The sequence below is a fragment of the Hafnia paralvei genome, assembly GCF_020150375.1.
Classification (GTDB): domain Bacteria; phylum Pseudomonadota; class Gammaproteobacteria; order Enterobacterales; family Enterobacteriaceae; genus Hafnia; species Hafnia paralvei.
In genome coordinates this window covers 783,081-803,785 of the sequence record NZ_CP083737.1, presented here as the reverse complement: position 1 = coordinate 803,785, position 20,705 = coordinate 783,081, and the positions used below count along the sequence as shown (strand labels likewise).

Genomic DNA, 20,705 nt, shown 5'->3' with positions numbered 1-20,705 from the left:
CGGTGGGTTTGATCGTTACCGTTTTATTCTAAAAACTATTCGTATTCAGAAATGGGCACACACGAGCAGAACAGATTACGGTCACCGTAGACGTCATCCAGACGTTTCACGGTTGGCCAGTATTTATTCTCTCTGGTTGATTCCGTTGGGAATACCGCCAATTCGCGTGAATAAGCATGCTCCCAGTTTGCCACCAACTCAGCCTGAATGTGGGGAGCGTTGACCAGCGGGTTATCCGCCAATGTCCATTCGCCACTGCTGACACGCTCGATCTCAGCGCGAATCGCTAGCATGGCATCAATAAAGCGATCCAGTTCAGCTTTGCTTTCTGACTCGGTTGGCTCAACCATCAACGTACCCGCCACAGGGAAAGACATGGTTGGTGCATGGAAGCCGAAATCGATAAGACGTTTAGCAATATCCATTTCGCTAATACCGGTCTGCTCTTTGAGCGGACGAATATCCAGAATACATTCGTGTGCCACACGGCCATCACGGCCGGTATACAAAATTGGATAAGCGGATTTCAGGCGCGTTGCAATATAGTTCGCATTTAAAATTGCCGTCTGGCTGGCTTTCTTCAGCCCTTCAGCCCCCATCATACGGATGTACATCCAGCTAATCGGCAGAATCGACGCGCTGCCGAACGGTGCAGCAGAAACCGCACCTTGCTGAGTGGTTAAACCGTCAATCTGTACGATAGTATGACCCGGTACAAACGGAGCCAAATGTGATTTCACACCGATAGGCCCCATGCCCGGTCCGCCACCGCCGTGAGGGATACAGAAAGTTTTATGCAGATTGAGATGTGACACATCCGCGCCGATATAGCCCGGCGTGGTGATGCCCACCTGCGCGTTCATGTTGGCGCCGTCAAGATAAACCTGTCCACCAAACTGATGCACGATCTGGCACACTTCACGAATGGTTTCTTCATATACGCCATGGGTCGACGGATAGGTCACCATAATACAAGACAGCTCATCGCCGGCCTGCTCTGCTTTAGCACGCAGATCGTGCAGATCGATATTACCGGAATCGTCGCAAGCCACAACGACCACGCTCATACCCGCCATTTGCGCTGAGGCCGGGTTCGTCCCATGGGCAGAACTTGGAATCAAGCAAACATGACGCGTTGCTTCGTTACGACTCTCATGATAGCGACGGATCGCCAGCAGACCTGCATATTCCCCCTGAGCACCGGAGTTCGGCTGCATACACACAGCGTCATAACCGGTTAATTGCACCAGCCACTGTGACAGTTGGGAAATCATTATCTGATACCCTAACGCTTGCTCTGGCGGGCAGAACGGGTGCAGCTCTGCAAATTCAGGCCAGGTAATTGGAATCATCTCCGCCGCAGCGTTTAGCTTCATAGTGCAAGAACCCAACGGGATCATCGCCTGATTCAGCGCTAAATCCTTACGTTCTAAACGATGCATGTAGCGCATCATTTCAGTTTCGCTGTGATAGCGATTGAATACTGGGTGAGTCAGAATAGGATCGGTACGCAGCATATGTGATGGGATACTGCCTTCGCACTCTTCAGATACCAACGTGTCTAGCGTATCAATATCCAAACCATGATTATCGCCTAACAGAACCGCAAACAACGCTTCAACATCTTCACGGCTGGTCGCTTCATCCAAAGAAATCCCTACTGCGCCAGGAATATCGCTGCGTAGGTTGAAGCCAAAACTCAATGCACGAGCCAAAACCTCGGCTTTATCTTTAACAACCACCGTGAGCGTATCAAACCAACTGTGATTACGAATGGTGACATCTTTTTGCTTCAGACCCGCAGCCAAAATATCGGTTAAACGATGAATACGATCGGCAATACGCTTCAGCCCAACTGGACCATGATAAACCGCATATAGACTGGCGATATTGGCGAGCAATACCTGCGAAGTACAAATGTTGGAGTTAGCTTTCTCGCGACGGATATGCTGTTCTCGCGTCTGCATTGCCATACGCAGCGCGGTATTACCCGCCGCATCACGCGAAACCCCAATGATACGTCCCGGCATGGAACGTTTAAATTCATCACGGCAGCCAAAGAAGGCCGCATGTGGACCGCCATACCCCATCGGCACACCAAAACGTTGTGCCGAGCCAAATACGACATCTGCACCTAATTTTCCCGGAGCCGCCAGCAGTACCAGTGCCATAGGATCGGCTGCGACACAGGTTATCACCTTGCGGTTTTTCAGCTCATTCATCAGCGCGGTATAGTCGTGCAGCTCGCCGTAGGTCCCCACCTGTTGCAGCAATACGCCAAATACGTCTTGATGATCGAGCACTTTCTCTGCATCGTCGACGATAACGTCAAAGCCAAAAGTCTCGGCACGGGTACGTACCACATCCAGCGTTTGCGGATGAACATCTGCAGCCACAAAGAAGCGGTTAGCGTTTTTCAGCTTGCTGGCTCGTTTGGCTAACGCCATGGCTTCCGCCGCGGCTGTTGCTTCATCCAGCAGGGAAGCAGAAGCTAACTCAAGACCGGTAAGATCCTGCGTCAACTGCTGGAAATTCAGCAGTGCCTCAAGACGTCCTTGAGACACTTCCGGTTGGTATGGCGTATAAGCGGTGTACCAACCCGGATTCTCCAGCATATTGCGCTGAATAACCGGCGGCATCAGCACACCGTGGTAACCCATACCAATAAAGGATTTGTAACGTTGATTCTGACCCGCAATGGCTTTCAGCTCAGCCAACGCCTGATGTTCAGTCACGGCGTCACCCACCGCTGGCGGTGTTGGTAACTGAATATCCGATGGAACGATCTGCTCGATCAGATCACGTAAAGAGCGTGCTCCGACAGTTTCCAGCATTTCTTGCTGCTGTTGCGCAGACGGACCGATATGGCGAGCAATAAAGGATTCGCTGTTTTCGAGCTGGCTGAGAGTCTGGGTCATGAGTTACTGATTCCTAAATGTGCATACAAAAGAAATGACACTACGAACTCACTTTCTCTCCGCGATACCCTACCGCCGAGAGAAAGTTTGAAGCGCTATCTACCACGAGTTGCCGCTACGGTGCCCAAAAGCGTTCAGGCACGGACAGTTAGTCTTCGATAGAAGACTCATAGGCAGCAGCATCCAGCAAGTCAGCAATCTGCGATTCGTCTGATGCTTTAATTCGGAACAACCAGCCTTCTGAATAAGGCGCGCTGTTTACCAGCTCTGGTGCTCCTTCTAACTCATCGTTAATTGAGACGATTTCACCGCTGATAGGCGCATAAATATCTGAAGCCGCTTTTACGGACTCCGCTACCGCACAGTCATCCCCAGCATCGAAAGAGGTACCGACTTCAGGCAGATCGATAAACACCATATCGCCCAGCAACTCCTGCGCATGCTCGGTGATACCAACGCTATAAACCCCTTCGCCTTCTGCACGAACCCATTCGTGAGATGCGGTATATTTCAATTCAGTAGGCACGTTGCTCATCGAAATCCTCTCTTAAATGTTTGTTAAATTATACTTTCTAAGTCTGATTCAATTGGTGTTGCCAATTTAAGTGCGGCCAGCTCATAGGAATCGGAGCGTACTCACAGTACGTGAGGATTCCGAGCACTGTCCGAGCTTAACGTGGCAAGCGCAGTAGCCTAGTTAATCAGGCTTTTGCCGTTACGCACAAAACCAGGTTTAACGACACGAACCGGCATTTCACGGTTACGGATCTGCACAATAGCCTCTTCACCAATTCCTGCTGGTACGCGCGCCAATGCAATACTGACACCTAGGGTTGGAGAGAAAGAACCACTGGTGATCACACCTTCTTGAAGATTCCCGTTGGTATCGGTGAAACGCACCGGAAGCTCATTACGTAACACACCTTTTTCGGTCATTACCAAGCCAACCAACTGTTCTGTGCCGTTTTCGCGTTGCTGTTCTAATGCTTCACGGCCAATAAAGTCACGATCTTCCGGAGACCAAGCGATGGTCCAGCCCATATTGGCGGCTAACGGCGAAACACCTTCATCCATTTCCTGGCCGTAGAGGTTCATACCCGCCTCTAAACGCAGAGTGTCGCGCGCGCCCAAACCGCAGGGTTTAACGCCAGCTTTAACCAGTTTTTGCCAAAACTCAGGGGCCTCACCCACAGGTAGTGCAATTTCATAACCGTTCTCGCCGGTGTAACCCGTAGTCGCAATAAAGTAATCGCCGGCCTGTACGCCAAAGAAAGGTTTCATACCACTGATAGCCTGCTTTTGAGCGTCTGAGAACAGCGTTGCGGCTCGTTCCTGCGCTTGCGGACCTTGAATGGCAATCAGCGCGAGATCGTCACGTACGGTTATATCAACGTGATATGGCTCGGCATGCTCGGTGATCCATGCAAGATCCTTTTCACGTGTCGCAGAGTTAACCACCAGACGGAAATATTCCTCTTCGAGGAAATAAACAATCAGGTCATCAATGACGCCTGCAGAGGCGTTCAGCATGCCAGTGTAGAGAGCTTTACCCGGAACGGTCAGTTTGGCGACGTCGTTTGCTAGCAGGTAGCGCAAAAACTCCCGGGTGCGCGGCCCGCGCAAATCGACGATAGTCATATGGGAAACGTCAAACATGCCTGCATCCTGACGCACGGCATGATGCTCATCGATCTGTGAGCCGTAGTGCAGCGGCATCATCCAACCATGGAAATCAACCATACGCGCGCCACAGGCGACGTGCTGATCGAAGAGTGGAGTTTGTTTAGCCATCTTAACCCTCTTTTCCTGAACGTTTTGTCATCCGGTACAAGTCATTCTCTATGGCGTCCCGGGCGCACTGATAAGATATGTTTTGCCTAAAGATATCTTCGAGCCAAAGAGCAGCAAACATCGCTACGCAAACGATACCCTTCCTCAGACGTTATCACCGAAATCAGCGATTAACCATAAGTTAAAATAAGAGCTAGTGTTAACGATAGTGAAATTTAGAGAGGGGATAATGCAGAAGTTTCACCTAGAAAACTGCGCCTAATGGCACATTATTAACATTTTCACTGCAACTGCATTGCAGTTATATAACGTATGTCGCAATTTTATCGTGGAAAATAGCGGATGTTAAAAACGCATGCATTAGAAAAACTAATTCAAAATAGCGGACAGCATTAGAATATTTCAAACAAGGTCGTAAGAGGAAAAAGAAAGGGAAGAATGGAAGCGGCCAACAATGCGTTTTGTCAGCCGCAAAAGAGGATTATTTTTGCAACCAATCCGGTAAATCGGCTAACCCCATAGCATGTTGTACTAGTCGAGGTTTTAGCCCAGGGAGATTATCCGCGAGCATCATTCCGACATCACGCAGTAGCTTTTTGGCAGGATTATCACCGTCAAAGAGCTGACGGAAACCTTGCATCGCCGTCAGCATCACAGCGGCGCTATGCTTACGAGAACGTTCATAGCGGCGCAGATACATATATCGGCCAATATCCTTACCCTGACGTTGTAGGCGCTTAATTTCAGAAGCCAGCTCAGCGGCATCCATAAAGCCTAAATTCACGCCCTGCCCCGCTAATGGGTGAATGGTATGCGCAGCATCACCAACCAAGGCCAAGCGATGCGCGGCAAAACTACGTGCGTAGCGCCCCACTAGTGGATGTGACTGACGTGGGCTTACCACCTCACACAGCCCTAAACGTGTATCAAAGGCCACCGCCAGCTCGCGGTTAAAATCACTGTCCGATAAGGCTTCCAGACGCCGAGCCTCTTCCGGCCCAACCGACCATACAATTGAGCACAAGTGTTCATCTTCCAGCGGCAAGAAAGCCAGTATGCCATTTGGACGGAAAACCTGACGAGCACAGCCATCGTGCGGTTGTTCGGTTTTGATCGTAGCAACTAGGGCATGGTGCCCATAATCCCAGAACGTTAAAGGGATATCCGCGTGCTGACGCAGCCACGACTGTGCTCCATCGGCCCCAATGACTAGGCGCGCGGTGAGCATTTGCCCATCATTCAGGGTGATGAACGCTTCATTCTCTCCCCATGCCACCTGTTGGAAAGTGGCTGGCGCTATCATGGTTACCTCGGATTGCCGAGCTACCTTATTCCACAATGCCTGCTGAATGACACTATTTTCAATGATATGCCCCAGATGGGTATGACCATATTCCTGCGCGCGGAACGCAATCCGTCCAAAGCTATCACTATCCCATACTTCCATGCCTTGATAGGCGCTGGCGCGTAGGGCGAGAATATCTTGCCAAACGCCCAGATGTTGCAATAGACGCTCGCTGGCGGCATTAATCGCGGAAACACGCAGGGCGGGTTCTGGCGCTAGCTCAGCGAGCTCGGGGATCCGATGTTCAACCACAGCAATACGTAAACCGCTTCCCTGAAGCGCTGCTGCTGTTGCCAATCCCACCATGCCACCACCGGCAATGACCACATCAAAAGATTGCATTGTGATTATCTGTTCCTGTTAATGAATCATATCCCCTAAATCATTCAAGCTGCTGAAAAGCATCCTGAAGTACGGCGAGGATAAATTTAACGCTCCACCCAGCCGAGCGTGCGCCGCGCCAATGTTTCACGCAGCGATGGAACGAGCTCCATCGCCATCAGCCCCAGATTGCGCCCAGCCACCAAGGGTGCAAGGCGATTAGCAAACAGATGGATAAGCCCGTCTGTCACACCAATCGTAGCCCGTTGATCCGGCTCACGGCGCCGTTGATACTGGCTTAGTACCTGATAACTGCCGATATCATGCCCTTGCTGCTCGGCCTGAACAACCGTCTCTGCCAGTGAAATCACATCGCGCAGCCCAAGATTGAACCCTTGGCCTGCAATTGGATGCAGCGTCTGTGCCGCATTACCCACCAAGGCAAGGCGATGGCTAATATGTTGCTGAGCCAACGTTAAGCGCAATGGATAGCTATGGCGCTTACCTGCTTTGACCATCGCGCCCAATCGCCAGCCGAACGCCTTCTGAAGCTGACATAAAAATTCGCTATCGCTCCAGCTATCTACGTTGTCCTGTTCGTTTGCGGAATGGCACCACACCAGCGAGCAACGCCCCTCACTCATCGGTAACATGGCTAGCGGACCATTACGGGTAAAGCGCTCAAAGGCTTTACCTTGATGCGGCAATGCGGTGGTCACATTGGCAATAACGGCAATTTGACCATAGTCTTCACTACGCCAATCGACGTTACAATGCTGGGCCAGCGCCGAAGATGAACCATCCGCCGCCACCAGTAGTTCGCCTGTGAGATGAGAGCCGTTATCCAGCGCAATACGAGCACTATCTTTTTGCCGCTCGACACCCACCACTTTTGCCGGGCAATGCAGTGTAACGCCCGGCGCTTTCTCAAGCAGTTGGAATAGTCGTGAGCCCGCCTGATGCAGTTCAACCACCTGTCCCAAATAAGGGATCTGATAATCCAGAGCATCGAGGCCAACAAAGCCGGCATGTCCCTGATCGCTAACATGCACACGCTCAATCGGTGTAGCACACGCCTTAAGCGCCTGCCATACGCCAATTCGTTCCAATTGCTGGCATGTACCATACGCGAGAGCAATAGCGCGAGCGTCGAATCCTGGGTGTTGTCTGCTGTCTGGGGAGACCGCCTCAACAACCTCAACTTGAATACGTCCAGCGCTCAGAGCAGAAACCGCCAACGCCAGCGTGGCTCCCGCCATGCCCCCGCCCACAATGATCATTTTCATGCCGTTTATCTTTCCTTAACGGGCTGCTTTGGCCTGCGCCATCAGCGCTTCGATATCATCAGCCTGCTTAACAACATCTTTAGTTAACACTTCAAATCCATCTTCAGTAATCAAGATGTCATCTTCAATGCGGATGCCAATACCGCGATACTCCACTGGAACATCGGCATCTGGTGCGATATATAAGCCCGGCTCGCAGGTTAATACCATGCCTGGTTCTAACACGCGCTCACGCGCAGAAGAGCCATAATCGCCGACGTCATGTACATCCAGACCTAACCAATGGCTCAAACCGTGCATAAAGAACTGGCGATGTGCCTGATCGGCAATCAGCTGATCCACATCCCCTTTCATTACGCCTAATTTTACTAACCCTTCGACCATCACTCGAACCGTCGCCTCGTTCGCTTCGCGAATACTGCGGCCAGGAGCAAAGATTTCAAATGCCTTGTCCATCGAAGCCAATACCAGATCGTAAATTTCGCGCTGTGGCTTGGTGAACTTGCCGTTTACAGGGAAAGTACGGGTGATATCACCGGCATAGCCTTTATATTCACAGCCCGCATCAATCAGTACTAAATCACCGTCTTTTAACTCACACTCATTTTCGGTGTAGTGCAAAATACAGCCGTTTTCACCACCGCCAACGATGGTATTATAAGAGGGGTAACGCGCGCCGTTTCGAGTAAACTCGTGCAGAATTTCGCCTTCCAACTGGTATTCGAACATACCTGGGCGGCATTTTTCCATCGCACGGATATGGCCTAATGCCGTTATTTCACCCGCTCGGCGCATCGCCGCAATTTCTTCCTGCGATTTAAACAAGCGCATTTCATGTACCCAAGGACGCCAATCAATAAGCGTTGCCGGCGCGCGGAAGTTTTGACGTACACCACGGCGCAGTTTTTCGAGGGCGGCAAAGGTAATCTGGTCGGCAAAATCATACTGGCCCTGAGCGTGATAAACCACGTCTAGCCCGTTCAGCAACAGGTGAAGCTGCTCTTCAATATCGCCGTAAGGTAAGGCGCGATCTATGCCTAACTTGGCCGGAGCGGCTTCTTGCCCTAAACGACGACCAAACCAAATCTCGGCGGTTAAATCACGCACGCGGTTAAAGAGCACGCTGTGATTATGGGTCTCGTCGCTTTTAATCAAGATCAGCAGCGCTTCGGGTTCGTTAAACCCCGTCAGATACCAGAAATCACTATTCTGACGGTAAGGATATTCACTGTCCGCGCTGCGGGTACATTCTGGAGCAGCAAAAAAGAGAGCGGCACTACCGGGTGCCATCTGTGCCAAAACAGCCTGTCGGCGACGTTGGAATTCTTGCGGGGTCATGACCTTCTCCTGAAATCAGCAGTTGCGAAAACGTGGCGTAGTGCTCATAGCATACGGCTTAATCAGCATGAGCTATCAATACAGATAGAGTCCCCAAGCTTCAAGCATGCAGGGGATATAGCCTAAATATTGGTGTTGCATCAAGGCAGCAAGCGCATAAATTCCGATGAACCTACATCAGTAAGCGATTCGAAAGCATGGGTGCAGCTAACGCCGAGGCAGCTTCAAATATGATGGGTATAGACTATCACGCGGTTTGCGAAATGGGATAAGCAAGATCAATCAGGCGGCGGGAGTGCCACCTGATTCATAACAGAAATTAGTGCAACGTTGGCTTTTGCACTTCAGCCGCGTTTGGCTTTTCTTGAGAAAATTCGCTGTGGCACAGCATGGCTGCCATACGCACATATTCTGCGACTTCTTCCAAAGATTGTTCTAACTCTTCCTGATCTTCGTCTTCTTCATAGCCCAATTGAGCAATGCTACGCAGATCGTCGATCACTTCGCCCACTTCACCTTTAATTTTGCCAAGGTTCTTTTGCATCATGCCCAGACCTAGCAGGAAGTGATTTACCCAGCCGGACAGCGCATCGGCGCGATCAAACACGGTCACATCATCGCCATCAGGCAGCAACAATTGGAAACCAAATCCATCATCTTCCAGCGTATCGCGGGTATGCTGATAAGCAGCCTGAAGAGGCTGTGCGAGCGATTGAGAAAAAGCCTCGCCCTCATTGGTCAGATCATGAACCATAGTGCGCCAGTTGTCGTTCTGATTGCCGCCACACAGTATTCCGCTGATCAAACCATGCATTTCAGCGGGAGTTAATCCAACGCCTTGCTGTTGCAAAGCCTGAGTAAAAACAGAATATTCCGGTACAGTAATCTCAATTGACATACGTTTTGGTCATCGTTGGCAGATAAAGTTCGTGTTATGCTACCATCAAGAACAGTCGCTATACCAGAAAGGGCACGCTGTAAGGCTTGAAATGGCTTGTAACTGCGTAGCGAGGTATATATAGTTGGCGCCCGATTTAGTGACCCTCGCGGTTTTGAAACTGGCGCAAAATCTAGGCAGGAAGGTGGTATGTCTGCACAACCGGTAGATATTCAAATTTTTGGTCGTTCGTTAAGAGTTAATTGCCCGCCAGAACAACAAGAAGCGTTGAATCAGGCTGCAGAGGATCTTAATCAGCGGTTGCAAGATCTCAAAGTTCGCACTAGAGTCACAAATACAGAGCAACTGGTTTTCATCGCGGCATTAAACGTATGTCACGAACTGGCGCAAGAACGCTTGAAAACTCGCGATTATGCCTCCAATATGGAGCAAAGAATTCGCATGTTGCAGCAGACAATTGAACAAGCTCTGCTGGAACAAGGTCGCATCACTGATCGTCAGGGTGCGCAGTTCGAATAAGTGTGACTTATAGTTGTAACATGTTGGTTAGCAAGCGATTTTTAAATAAAATCGTATCAATTTAAGAAAAATGTGATAAGCTAATTAGCGTAAAGGATACAAAATTTCTCTGAGGTGTTCGTGTGCGGGCCAGTCCCCTGAGCCGATATTTAATACCTCAAGAATGCGGCGGATCCGTAATCGGTGAGCACGCTCGGTCTCCGAGAAGCCTTAAGATTGCGTCGTTGCGTTCACCTTGAACCATGGGTTCAAGGGTTACAGCCTGTTACGGCACCTCGGAGATTCCTTACCCTAAACATCCTTAAACGGGTGTCTCATGTCTAATAATTCTGTTCATCCCTACTCTACCCCAATATCTGCTCTATCCCGTTCGGATATCCGCTCTTCTATCCGCCAGCGCCGGAAAAAACTTAGCTCTGAATTTCAACAACATGCAGCCCTGAACATAGCTGCTAGAGTGATGTCATTACCTCAAATTCAACAGGCTCAAACGCTTTCTCTTTTTCTCTCTTTTGACGGAGAATTAAATACGCGTCCACTCATTGAGCAGCTCTGGCAGGCAGGAAAATCGGTTTATCTGCCGGTTCTTCATCCCTTTAGTCGCGGCAATCTGCTGTTTTTACGCTACGCCCCTGACACCGAAATGACGCGAAACTATTTTGGCATTGATGAGCCTCGGCTCGACGTGCGGCAAGTCCTACCACTACATCGACTGCAGATCGTCTTTACACCGTTAGTTGCATTTGATGAATTGGGGCAAAGACTAGGTATGGGTGGCGGCTTTTACGACCGTACTCTTCAGGAGTGGCAAACCGCGCACGCCAAACACTGCGGCCCTTATCCAATCGGCTTGGCTCACGATTGCCAAAAGGTCGATACTCTACCGTCTCAAGAATGGGATGTGCCGCTGCCAGAAATAATCACGCCAACGACGCATTATCGTTGGTCATCATTGATGATATAAGTACACAGAGATAAGAAAAGAGAGGCTCAGAATGCGGTCTATCTTTTGATTTTTATGACTTCGCTACACAGAAACTATTCATTTTCTAGCAAGATGCTAGATAAAAAAACGGCAGCCTTGTGGCTGCCGTTTTCACAATGATAATGATGCGAAATTAATACAGAAGACGAGCGCGGATAGTCCCAGCGATCTCTTTCATCCGTTGCAACGCTGCTTCCGCTCGCTCGGTTTCCGTTTCGATATCGATAACCACATAGCCAATCTGCGCATTAGTTTGCAGATACTGAGCTGCGATATTCACACCCTCTTCGGCAAAAATCTGGTTAATCTGAGTCAAAACACCTGGGCGGTTTTCATGAATGTGTAGGAGTCGACTGACGTTCTCTTCATGCATCGGCAGTGAAACTTCAGGGAAGTTGACGGCTGACAATGAAGAGCCGTTATCTGAATATTTTGCCAGCTTGCCCGCAACTTCTGCGCCAATATTTTCCTGCGCTTCCTGCGTTGAGCCGCCGATGTGAGGCGTTAGCAGCACGTTATCAAACTCACACAGCGGTGAGTTAAACGGATCGCTATTCGTTGCTGGCTCCGTTGGGAATACGTCAATAGCCGCACCAGACAAATGCTTAGATGACAGCGCATTGCATAGCGCAGGGATATCGACGACCGTCCCGCGAGAGGCGTTAATGAGAATCGAACCAGGCTTCATCAATGCCAGTTCATCCGCACCAATCATATCTTTCGTGGAGCGAGTTTCCGGCACATGCAGAGACACCACATCACTCATGTTGAGCAAATCAGAGAGATGGCGAACCTGTTGCGCATTACCCAGAGGTAGCTTGTTTTCAATGTCGTAGAAAAAGACATTCATCCCGATACCTTCAGCCAAAATGCCCAACTGAGTACCGATGTGACCATAGCCAATAATGCCGAGCTTTTTACCGCGAGCCTCAAAACAGCCAACGGCCTGCTTATTCCACTCACCGCGATGCGCGCAGGCATTCGCCGTCGGTATACCGCGCAACAGTAGCAATAACTCGCCAAGCACCATTTCAGCTACGGAGCGCGTATTTGAGAACGGCGCGTTAAATACCGGAATACCGCGTTTGGCAGCAGCAACCAGATCAACCTGATTGGTTCCAATACAGAAACAGCCGACAGCAATCAGCTTTTCGGCTGCCGCAAAGATATCTTCGGTCAGATGGGTTCGGGAGCGAATGCCTACAAAGTGGGCGTCGCGGATGGATGATTTCAGCGATTCCGAGTCCAGCGCACCTTTATGATATTCAATGTTGGTGTAACCCGCTGCACGTAAATTATCGACCGTGCTTTGATGAACGCCTTCAACTAAAAGGAATTTAATCCTGTCTTTCTCCAAAGATACTTTTGCCATGACCCGACCCTAACCCCTGTTAATTCGAACCTTAGTGTGACCGCTGCGAACGATAAAACTCATGCGGCATGCAGCCAACATAACAAATATTACGCATCCAGCAAGCCAACCGATTGCCTACAATGAGGTGAACAAAGGGAATAAATCGTTAAAAGTTGGCGAAAAATGCTACCGGCTTTCATCACCGCAGAGTGAAAGTATCGTCAAGCGCAAATATGTGACATATGTCACCGAATTTAGGGGGTGTGATAAATAAATGAAATTCAGTGTTTAAAACAAAGTTAACAAAGGGAAAGGCACTAAAGAGAAATTATGGCAGATGGACAAAAAAACAGCTCCGAGTTTTCGGAGCTGAGTCAACGATAACAATCGTTACAGCGAATTTAAGCCGTGATGGTTTTATAAGACGATGGCTTTATAAAACGATGATTTTATAAAACGATAGTTTTTACACCGTCTGCCGAACCGACCAACGCAACGTCAGCACCGCGGTTAGCAAACAGGCCAACGGTCACTACACCTGCAATCGCGTTGATTTGCTTTTCTAACGCAATTGCATCCATGATTTTCAGGTTATGCACATCTAAAATCACGTTGCCGTTATCGGTTAAAACACCTTGTCGATATTCTGGCTGACCACCGAGCTTCACCAACTCACGCGCAACATAGGAGCGTGCCATTGGAATAACCTCCACCGGCAGAGGGAATTTGCCCAGAATATCAACCTGTTTGGACGCATCGACGATGCAAATAAATTTCTTCGCGACGGCAGCTACCACTTTTTCACGCGTTAACGCCGCGCCGCCGCCTTTGATCATCTGCATGTGGCCGTTGATTTCATCTGCGCCATCAACATAAATATCGAGTGAGTCCACATCGTTAAGATCGAAGACAGTAATACCCAAACTCTTCAATTTCTCCGTAGAAGCGTCAGAGCTGGATACAGCACCCTCGATCTGCCCTTTCATGGTTCCTAGCGCATCAATAAAATGAGCCGCCGTTGACCCCGTCCCCACTCCAACGATGGTACCTGGCTTCACATATTTCAGCGCTTCCCAACCCACAGCTTTTTTCAGTTCATCTTGAGTCATTACCGAATCCTATCGACTAATCTACGAAAACGTGTGCGTATTATAGAGCAACTGCCTATAAAATGGCGTGTCACATGGCGAGTTTTTAGTCCTTAGTAACAACCTTTTCCCTGAGGTTGATGTATTTTCTCCTCGTCAATGAGGAGAAATGTGGCATATTGCAGTTATTAAGATATAAAAATCATAAGCGCAGGGGACGAAGAACAACATGAAACGCCCGGACTACCGGACTTTGCAAGCACTGGATGCGGTAATACGCGAACGTGGCTTTGAGCGTGCGGCACAAAAACTCTGTATAACTCAGTCTGCGGTTTCTCAGCGAATCAAGCAGTTGGAAAATTTGTTCGGACAGCCATTGCTGGTGCGTACCGTTCCGCCACGTCCTACGGAGCAGGGACAGCGCCTGCTTGCGTTGCTGCATCAGGTCGAATTGCTAGAGGAAGAGTGGCTTGGGAACGATAGCAGCACGGATGGCCCGCTGTTGCTCTCTTTAGCCGTCAACGCCGACAGTTTGGCAACATGGTTGCTGCCTGCACTTAAACCTGTGCTGGCCGATTCGCCGCTACGTTTGAATCTTCAGGTTGAGGATGAAACTCGAACCCAAGAGCGTCTGCGCCGCGGTGAGGTTGTTGGTGCCGTGAGTATCCAGCCACAGCCACTACCCAGCTGCCTCGTTGACCGCTTGGGGGCACTAGACTATCTGTTTGTCGCATCGCCAACGTTTGCTGCTCGTTACTTTCCAAACGGCGTTAACCGCTCTTCGCTGCTGAAAGCTCCTGCCGTGGCATTCGACCATCTGGACGATATGCATCAGGCCTTCTTACAGCAAAACTTTGACCTTCCACCAGGCAGCGTGCCGTGCCATATCGTTAACTCGTCCGAAGCCTTTGTGCAGTTAGCTTTGCAGGGAACCACCTGTTGTATGATCCCTCATCTGCAAATTGAAAAAGAGCTTAAAGACGGTTCATTGATCAATCTAACTCCAGGCATGGTGCAGCGCCGTATGCTGTATTGGCACCGATTTGCGCCAGAGAGCCGCATGATGCGCCGAGTCACCGATGCGCTGCTGACCTATGGGCATCATGTGTTACGTCAGGACTAAGTTCGGTGTATCAAGCCTAAAAAAGCACACCGTTTGGTGTGCTTTTTCAATTCATCGGCGTTAATTATTTGTTCAAGCTAAAGACCACATCAACCTGATCGTCAAACTGGATAGTTTGCTGTTCATAAGTTTGTGCAGCAGAAGTCTTCGGCATAGAATCTGCGGCCATATACATGCGGCTTACCGGTGCTGGCTGGTAGTTTGAGACGTGATAACGAATGCTATATACCGGACCAAGCGTCACACCAAAGCCTTTTGCCAGAGACTGAGCCTGATTTACGGCATTTTTGATCGCTTCCTGACGCGCCTGCTCGCGGTAATTATCTGGCTTAGCAACACCTAACTCTACCGAACGAATTTCATTCAAGTTGGCTTTCAACGCCCCATCTAACAAACCATTCAGCTTGTCTAACTGACGCAGAGTCACCTGAACGCTACGGTCGGCACGATAGCCTTTTAGCACGCTTTTGCCATCTTTCAGATAATCGTATTCAGGCTGAGTACTGAGATTCGCGGCGCTGATATCTTTTTTCTCAATGCCATTGGTCTTCAGAAAATCGAAGTACTTGGCAACCCGCTCATCTACCTGAGTTTTAGCACTTGCCGCATCTTTAGCAGACGCTGTCACTTGGAAAGTCAGCGTTGCGATGTCGGGAGTAGCGCTTACGCTTGATGTACCGGAAGTCGCCAAATGTGGTCCTTCTGGTATATCTGCGGCCTGAGACAGTGTCGGTAACGCACTTAATCCCATCATTGCAACCATTGCTAAAGCTTTTAGCTTCATGGCGTCTCCTTGTAGACATACTCGATTTTGGTGGTTTCAGCATGAACCTATTTCATACTGAAAGATGAACAATATCCTGAACTAAAACAGTATGTAACGCTTTAGGAACAATCCAGAATTTTGTCCATCGGGTGCAAACCTTAATTTACGCATCGAGTTACAGATTACATTACAACTGTAGTCCACTTCGAGCCAATTGCAGGGCGATAACCCACATGACACAGGCAACCAGCAGGTTAATCACTCGCTGAGCTTTTGGGGTACTCAACCACGGAGCCAACCATGCGGCTAATAGCGCGAGTGAAAAGAACCATAACGCCGATGCACTCACTGCGCCGAACGCAAACCAGCTACGCGCATCTACGGCAAGCTGTCCCCCCAAACTCCCCAGAACGACGAAGGTATCAAGATAGACGTGTGGATTTAGCCATGTCACCGCCAGCATAGTCACGACAATACGCCAGCGACTCTGTTGCATGACCTCTGTGCCAGTCTGAATCCCCTGTTTTGCCAACGCCGCACGGAAAGCTCCCCATCCGTACCATAGCAGGAACGCGACACCGCCCCATGTAACCAGCATTAACAACAGCGGCGACTGACTTAATAACGCGCTTCCTCCAAAAATGCCGCCACAAATTAAAACGATATCGCTAAGCGCGCACAGGCAGGCGATCATCAGGTGGTATTGACGACGAATTCCTTGGCTCAACACAAACGTATTTTGCGGACCAAGAGGCAAAATCATCGCTGCGCTCAGAGCAAAGCCCTGTAAAAAAACAGAAAACATGGAAGTCCCTCAGAAATATAACGGCGTCCCAAAGAGATAATGGGCCGGAATGGCAGCGATATTACGCCGAGAATTTCAGAAGAGGAAATGGATGATTCTTATCGGGGATTAGAGAGGCTAATGATATAGAGGCATGCGGCTAGAGCATTGAATATCACGCCAGCCTTTCGTCCGCCCACTAGCATCCCTAATGGCGGCTCTAAAATGCATTCCATTCAACATGAAAAAGACACAGCAATATTGTTTTGTTTGTGTCTTTTTAATTGTTTAAGTCTTGGTAGGGAGAGCCGCCAATACAAGGATGTATCGGCGGAGTTTGGGGCGCCCTGGATGGGCGATACCAAACCGAAGCGGAGATGGCGTCTCAGATAAAAGCGCGCGAGTGCAGAGACCACGCGCTGGTGGTCTCTGCCCGTACGCCTTCATCAGTGCATCAATGAAGCTCGGTATCGACAGGCGGGCGGAACCTTGCACAGCCTTAACATAAACAACTGACGCTCGAAACGCCTAAACAATAGGAGATTCTATTCCCCTTCAGCCTTACGCACCGCGGCTTGATACAGATGTACATCCATCTGCGGGAATGGAATACCAATTTTATTGGCATCCAAACCACGTTTGAAGTTTTCCATCAGGTCAAAATAGACAGGCCAATAATTAGCATTGGTTGTCCATGCGCGAACCACAAAATTCAGAGATGAAGCAGCCATTTCATTCAGGCGAATAGTGACGCCTTGATCGTGCATAATACGACTATCAGCAGCAACAATATCGCCCAGAACTTTTTTAACGATATCGATGTCAGCATCGTAGGCGACGCCAACGGTAATATCTACGCGGCGATTAGGCTCACGCGAGTAGTTGATAATATTACCCGCAATGATTTTACCATTTGGCACTACAATAGTTTTATTGTCAGCAGTCAGCATCGTTGTAGAGAAAATCTGTACGTCTTTAACCGTACCCGATACGCCGCCCAAATCAACAAACTCTCCGGTACGGAATGGACGGAACAGAACCAACAAAACACCCGCAGCAAAGTTAGATAGTGAGCCCTGCAACGCCAAACCAACAGCTAAACCTGCGGCACCGATAACGGCAATCACAGACGCAGTCTGCACACCTAAACGACCTAGCGCAGCAATAATGGTAAACGCCATAATACCGTAGCGCACCAGTGCCGAAAGGAAGTGAGCAACGGTGAGATCTACGCCGCGAGCCTTCATTAAACGGGTAATGGTGCCAGAAACGATTTTGGCAATAATCGAACCCACAATGAAGATAACGATCGCAGCAATAATATTTACCGCATAGTGAATCAATAAGTCCTGATTTTTCACTAACCAGTTTCCGGCATTATTAATGCCATCAACAACGTTCAGGTCTTTCATAAACCATCCTTCCTTTTAAGAAATCAAAAGTAATGCAATATGCTCAATTTATGCCGTTTTATATCCCAAATAATTGGCGTTGCATCAAGGTGGCAAGTGAGAAACCCCCGATGAGCTTACTCTAGTAAGTGATTCGGGTGAGCGAACGCAGCCAACACAGATGCAACTTCAAGTATGACGGATATATGCGACATGTTGACGTAAGGTTAACGGACAATGGGCCATACGCCAACTAATCAAAACTTAAAATATAAAATTTGGCCCAATGAAATAGGATAATTCAGAGATATTGGTCGTCATATAAAACAAAAAAACACCCCAACGAAATCGTCAGGGTGTTTTTATTTGACCGCAGCACTAATCAAATTAGTGCTGCGCCGCAAGAATTACAGAACGTCTTTGCAGTTCAGTTCGTCAAATGCCAGTTCCAGACGAGCAATCATGCTGGTCTGAGCTGCACGCAACCAAACGCGTGGGTCATAGTATTTCTTGTTAGGCTTGTCTGCACCTTCTGGGTTACCCAGCTGGCCCTGCAGATAACCTTCGTTTTTCTTGTAGTAGTTCAGAATACCTTCCCACGTTGCCCACTGGGTATCGGTGTCGATATTCATTTTAACTACGCCGTAGCTTACAGCTTCTTTGATTTCTGCAGCAGTAGAACCAGAACCGCCGTGGAATACGAAGTTCAGGCTGTTGTGTGGCAGATTATGTTTCTTAGAAACATATTCCTGAGAGTTGTGCAGAATTTTTGGAGTCAGCTGTACGTTACCTGGCTTGTAAACGCCGTGTACGTTACCGAAAGAAGCAGCGATAGTGAAACGTGGGCTGATTGCGTTCAGTTTGGTGTACGCATAGTCAACGTCTTCTGGCTGAGTGTACAGCGCAGAGCTATCCATATGGCTGTTATCTACGCCATCTTCTTCACCGCCGGTGCAACCCAGTTCAATTTCCAGCGTCATGCCGATTTTAGACATGCGGGTCAGATACTTGGAGCAAATTTCGATGTTTTCTTCTAAGGACTCTTCAGACAGATCGATCATGTGAGAAGAGAACAGTGGCTTGCCGGTTGCTGCGAAATGTTTTTCGCCAGCGTCCAACAGTCCGTCTAACCATGGCAGCAGTTTCTTGGCGCAGTGGTCAGTGTGCAGGATAACTGGAACACCGTAGTGCTCAGCCATCTGGTGAACATGATGTGCACCAGAAATTGCGCCCAGAATAGCAGCGCCCTGAGGAACGTCGGTTTTCACGCCTTTACCAGCGATAAATGCTGCACCGCCGTTTGAGAACTGAACGATAACCGGAGCACGTACTTTCGCAGCAGCTTCCATTACCGCATTGATAGAGTCGGTACCAACACAGTTGACTGCAGGCAATGCGAAATTGTTTTCTTTAGCGATCTGGAAAACTTTCTGAACATCATCACCAGTGATGACACCCGGTTTAACAAAATCAAAAATTTTAGACATGTTACGTCGTCCTGTTTCGTGGGCCGTAAGTAAAAAATAAATCGTCTTCAGCTGCTTGATGTGGGCAAAGTACAGAGAAAAAAGCTACCACACATTCAAACAGATAGAACAACGGGAGGCTCGGCCTCCCGTCACGGTTCATTACTGCTTAGCACGTTCTTCCAGCATCACTACAGCTGGCAGTTTCTTGCCTTCAACGAATTCAAGGAATGCGCCGCCGCCAGTAGAGATATAGGAAATTTTGTCAGCAATGCCGAACAAATCGATAGCTGCCAGAGTGTCGCCGCCGCCAGCAATAGAGAATGCTTCACTATCAGCGATAGCCTGAGCAACGATCTCGGTGCCTTTACGGAAGTTAGGGAACTCGAACACGCCGACTGGACCATTCCATAGAATGGTTTTTGCATTCTTCAGAATTTCAGCCAGTTCGTGTGCAGAAGCATCACCCAGATCCAGAATCTGTTCGTCATCTTTAATATCGTTTACGGATTTCAGCGTTGCGGCCGCAGTTTCAGAGAATTCGGTTGCAACACGGACATCCGTTGGTACTGGGATGTCGCAGGTTGTCAGCAGTTTTTTCGCTTCGCCTACCAGATCCGCTTCGTACAGAGATTTACCTACATTGTGGCCTTGAGCAGCAACGAAGGTGTTAGCGATACCGCCACCAACAATCAGTTTGTCAGCAATTTTAGACAAGGAGTCCAGAACGGTCAGCTTGGTAGAAACTTTTGAACCACCAACGATTGCAACCATTGGACGGGCTGGATTACCCAGAGCTTTACCCAAAGCTTCCAGTTCTGCAGACAACAGAGGGCCCGCACATGCGATAGGCGCAAATTTGCCTACGCCGTGGGTAGAAGCCTGTGCACGGTGTGCAGTACCGAATGCGTCCATGACGTAAACGTCGCACAGTGCAGCGTATTTCTTAGACAGGGTTTCGTCGTCTTTCTTTTCGCCTTTGTTGAAGCGAACGTTTTCCAGAACAACCAACTCACCTTCTGCAACATCCACACCATCCAAATAGTCTTTAGCCAGACGAACTGGTGACTTCAGGTGATCTTTCAGATAGTTAACTACAGGCAGCAGAGAGTACTCTTCGTTGTATTCGCCTTCGGTAGGACGACCCAGATGGGAAGTAACCATAACACGAGCGCCCTGTTTCAGAGCAGCTTCGATAGTTGGCAGAGACGCACGGATACGCGCATCAGAAGTCACTTTGCCTTCTTTAACTGGAACGTTCAGATCTGAACGGATCAGGACACGTTTACCAGCCAAATCCAAATCGGTCATCTTAATTACAGACATGGTGAA

Annotated in this window: 17 protein-coding genes and 1 other RNA gene; 4 read left to right on the top strand and 14 right to left on the bottom strand. The window is 49.1% G+C overall.

Annotated features, from left to right (window positions below; all coding sequences use genetic code 11):
• Positions 1-35: 35 nt before the first annotated feature.
• The 7 genes from gcvP to K9N75_RS03660 all read right to left on the bottom strand — a co-directional run bounded on the left by gcvP (position 36) and on the right by K9N75_RS03660 (position 9,897).
• Positions 36-2,918, bottom strand: a complete 2,883-nt coding sequence (gene gcvP, locus K9N75_RS03690) for an aminomethyl-transferring glycine dehydrogenase (protein ID WP_008815035.1) — start codon at positions 2,916-2,918, stop codon at positions 36-38.
• 148 nt (positions 2,919-3,066) lie between these two features.
• The gene (gcvH, locus tag K9N75_RS03685; protein WP_004846899.1) at positions 3,067-3,453 is read right to left on the bottom strand and encodes a glycine cleavage system protein GcvH; all 387 of its coding nucleotides are present in this window, start codon (positions 3,451-3,453) and stop codon (positions 3,067-3,069) included.
• A 158-nt stretch (positions 3,454-3,611) separates the two neighbouring features.
• Positions 3,612-4,709: a glycine cleavage system aminomethyltransferase GcvT gene (gcvT, locus tag K9N75_RS03680; RefSeq protein WP_095661579.1), complete on the bottom strand. Its 1,098-nt coding sequence runs from the start codon at positions 4,707-4,709 to the stop codon at positions 3,612-3,614.
• A gap of 481 nt (positions 4,710-5,190) precedes the next feature.
• Positions 5,191-6,396 (bottom strand): FAD-dependent 2-octaprenylphenol hydroxylase, encoded by a 1,206-nt coding sequence (gene ubiI / locus K9N75_RS03675; RefSeq protein ID WP_008815033.1) that lies wholly within the window; start codon positions 6,394-6,396, stop codon positions 5,191-5,193.
• A gap of 86 nt (positions 6,397-6,482) precedes the next feature.
• On the bottom strand, positions 6,483-7,661 hold the full coding sequence (gene ubiH, locus K9N75_RS03670; protein ID WP_039187990.1) for a 2-octaprenyl-6-methoxyphenyl hydroxylase: 1,179 nt from the start codon (positions 7,659-7,661) through the stop codon (positions 6,483-6,485).
• 15 nt (positions 7,662-7,676) lie between these two features.
• Positions 7,677-8,999, bottom strand: coding sequence for a Xaa-Pro aminopeptidase (gene pepP / locus K9N75_RS03665; protein WP_008815031.1), 1,323 nt, complete (start codon positions 8,997-8,999; stop codon positions 7,677-7,679).
• Positions 9,000-9,318: 319 nt separating this feature from the next.
• The gene (locus K9N75_RS03660; protein WP_008815030.1) at positions 9,319-9,897 is read right to left on the bottom strand and encodes a YecA/YgfB family protein; all 579 of its coding nucleotides are present in this window, start codon (positions 9,895-9,897) and stop codon (positions 9,319-9,321) included.
• A 189-nt stretch (positions 9,898-10,086) separates the two neighbouring features.
• Here K9N75_RS03660 and zapA point away from each other — a divergent pair, with 189 nt between their 5' ends.
• From zapA to K9N75_RS03645, 3 genes are all read left to right on the top strand, one after another.
• Entirely contained in the window at positions 10,087-10,416 is a 330-nt protein-coding gene (zapA, locus tag K9N75_RS03655) for a cell division protein ZapA (RefSeq protein WP_004846886.1), read from the top strand.
• Between the two features lie 103 nt (positions 10,417-10,519).
• Positions 10,520-10,702: non-coding RNA, 6S RNA (ssrS, locus tag K9N75_RS03650), on the top strand.
• Positions 10,703-10,732: 30 nt separating this feature from the next.
• Positions 10,733-11,380 carry a 5-formyltetrahydrofolate cyclo-ligase gene (locus K9N75_RS03645; RefSeq protein ID WP_224452223.1) on the top strand — a complete coding sequence of 216 codons (648 nt, stop codon included), beginning with the start codon at positions 10,733-10,735 and terminating at the stop codon, positions 11,378-11,380.
• Positions 11,381-11,534: 154 nt separating this feature from the next.
• On the opposite strand, the gene serA is transcribed toward K9N75_RS03645, so the two are convergent.
• Both serA and rpiA read right to left on the bottom strand, forming a co-directional pair.
• Positions 11,535-12,773 (bottom strand): phosphoglycerate dehydrogenase, encoded by a 1,239-nt coding sequence (gene serA / locus K9N75_RS03640; protein ID WP_008815028.1) that lies wholly within the window; start codon positions 12,771-12,773, stop codon positions 11,535-11,537.
• A 431-nt stretch (positions 12,774-13,204) separates the two neighbouring features.
• Positions 13,205-13,864, bottom strand: coding sequence for a ribose-5-phosphate isomerase RpiA (gene rpiA / locus K9N75_RS03635; protein ID WP_004846874.1), 660 nt, complete (start codon positions 13,862-13,864; stop codon positions 13,205-13,207).
• Positions 13,865-14,072: 208 nt separating this feature from the next.
• Between rpiA and K9N75_RS03630 the strand changes: the two genes are divergently transcribed.
• Positions 14,073-14,966 (top strand): LysR family transcriptional regulator ArgP, encoded by an 894-nt coding sequence (locus K9N75_RS03630; protein WP_004846873.1) that lies wholly within the window; start codon positions 14,073-14,075, stop codon positions 14,964-14,966.
• A 64-nt stretch (positions 14,967-15,030) separates the two neighbouring features.
• Here the strand turns inward: K9N75_RS03630 and K9N75_RS03625 are convergent, their stop codons facing one another.
• The 5 genes from K9N75_RS03625 to pgk form a co-directional block, all read right to left on the bottom strand.
• Positions 15,031-15,750, bottom strand: coding sequence for an oxidative stress defense protein (locus K9N75_RS03625; RefSeq protein ID WP_004846868.1), 720 nt, complete (start codon positions 15,748-15,750; stop codon positions 15,031-15,033).
• 169 nt (positions 15,751-15,919) lie between these two features.
• Positions 15,920-16,537: an arginine exporter ArgO gene (gene argO / locus K9N75_RS03620; RefSeq protein ID WP_004846867.1), complete on the bottom strand. Its 618-nt coding sequence runs from the start codon at positions 16,535-16,537 to the stop codon at positions 15,920-15,922.
• A gap of 524 nt (positions 16,538-17,061) precedes the next feature.
• Positions 17,062-17,928 carry a small-conductance mechanosensitive channel MscS gene (gene mscS / locus K9N75_RS03615; protein ID WP_008815027.1) on the bottom strand — a complete coding sequence of 289 codons (867 nt, stop codon included), beginning with the start codon at positions 17,926-17,928 and terminating at the stop codon, positions 17,062-17,064.
• 386 nt (positions 17,929-18,314) lie between these two features.
• Positions 18,315-19,394 (bottom strand): class II fructose-bisphosphate aldolase, encoded by a 1,080-nt coding sequence (gene fbaA / locus K9N75_RS03610; protein WP_004846864.1) that lies wholly within the window; start codon positions 19,392-19,394, stop codon positions 18,315-18,317.
• Positions 19,395-19,535: 141 nt separating this feature from the next.
• On the bottom strand, positions 19,536-20,699 hold the full coding sequence (gene pgk / locus K9N75_RS03605; protein ID WP_008815026.1) for a phosphoglycerate kinase: 1,164 nt from the start codon (positions 20,697-20,699) through the stop codon (positions 19,536-19,538).
• Positions 20,700-20,705 lie beyond the last annotated feature (6 nt).

What these genes read in the sequence shown, in the direction of transcription:
- gcvP (WP_008815035.1), bottom strand. Translation starts at nt 2,918, where the DNA reads ATGACCCAGACTCTCAGCCAGCTCGAAAACAGCGAATCCTTTATTGCT.
- gcvH (WP_004846899.1), bottom strand. Translation starts at nt 3,453, where the DNA reads ATGAGCAACGTGCCTACTGAATTGAAATATACCGCATCTCACGAATGG.
- gcvT (WP_095661579.1), bottom strand. Translation starts at nt 4,709, where the DNA reads ATGGCTAAACAAACTCCACTCTTCGATCAGCACGTCGCCTGTGGCGCG.
- ubiI (WP_008815033.1), bottom strand. Translation starts at nt 6,396, where the DNA reads ATGCAATCTTTTGATGTGGTCATTGCCGGTGGTGGCATGGTGGGATTG.
- ubiH (WP_039187990.1), bottom strand. Translation starts at nt 7,661, where the DNA reads ATGAAAATGATCATTGTGGGCGGGGGCATGGCGGGAGCCACGCTGGCG.
- pepP (WP_008815031.1), bottom strand. Translation starts at nt 8,999, where the DNA reads ATGACCCCGCAAGAATTCCAACGTCGCCGACAGGCTGTTTTGGCACAG.
- K9N75_RS03660 (WP_008815030.1), bottom strand. Translation starts at nt 9,897, where the DNA reads ATGTCAATTGAGATTACTGTACCGGAATATTCTGTTTTTACTCAGGCT.
- zapA (WP_004846886.1), top strand. Translation starts at nt 10,087, where the DNA reads ATGTCTGCACAACCGGTAGATATTCAAATTTTTGGTCGTTCGTTAAGA.
- K9N75_RS03645 (WP_224452223.1), top strand. Translation starts at nt 10,733, where the DNA reads ATGTCTAATAATTCTGTTCATCCCTACTCTACCCCAATATCTGCTCTA.
- serA (WP_008815028.1), bottom strand. Translation starts at nt 12,773, where the DNA reads ATGGCAAAAGTATCTTTGGAGAAAGACAGGATTAAATTCCTTTTAGTT.
- rpiA (WP_004846874.1), bottom strand. Translation starts at nt 13,864, where the DNA reads ATGACTCAAGATGAACTGAAAAAAGCTGTGGGTTGGGAAGCGCTGAAA.
- K9N75_RS03630 (WP_004846873.1), top strand. Translation starts at nt 14,073, where the DNA reads ATGAAACGCCCGGACTACCGGACTTTGCAAGCACTGGATGCGGTAATA.
- K9N75_RS03625 (WP_004846868.1), bottom strand. Translation starts at nt 15,750, where the DNA reads ATGAAGCTAAAAGCTTTAGCAATGGTTGCAATGATGGGATTAAGTGCG.
- argO (WP_004846867.1), bottom strand. Translation starts at nt 16,537, where the DNA reads ATGTTTTCTGTTTTTTTACAGGGCTTTGCTCTGAGCGCAGCGATGATT.
- mscS (WP_008815027.1), bottom strand. Translation starts at nt 17,928, where the DNA reads ATGAAAGACCTGAACGTTGTTGATGGCATTAATAATGCCGGAAACTGG.
- fbaA (WP_004846864.1), bottom strand. Translation starts at nt 19,394, where the DNA reads ATGTCTAAAATTTTTGATTTTGTTAAACCGGGTGTCATCACTGGTGAT.
- pgk (WP_008815026.1), bottom strand. Translation starts at nt 20,699, where the DNA reads ATGTCTGTAATTAAGATGACCGATTTGGATTTGGCTGGTAAACGTGTC.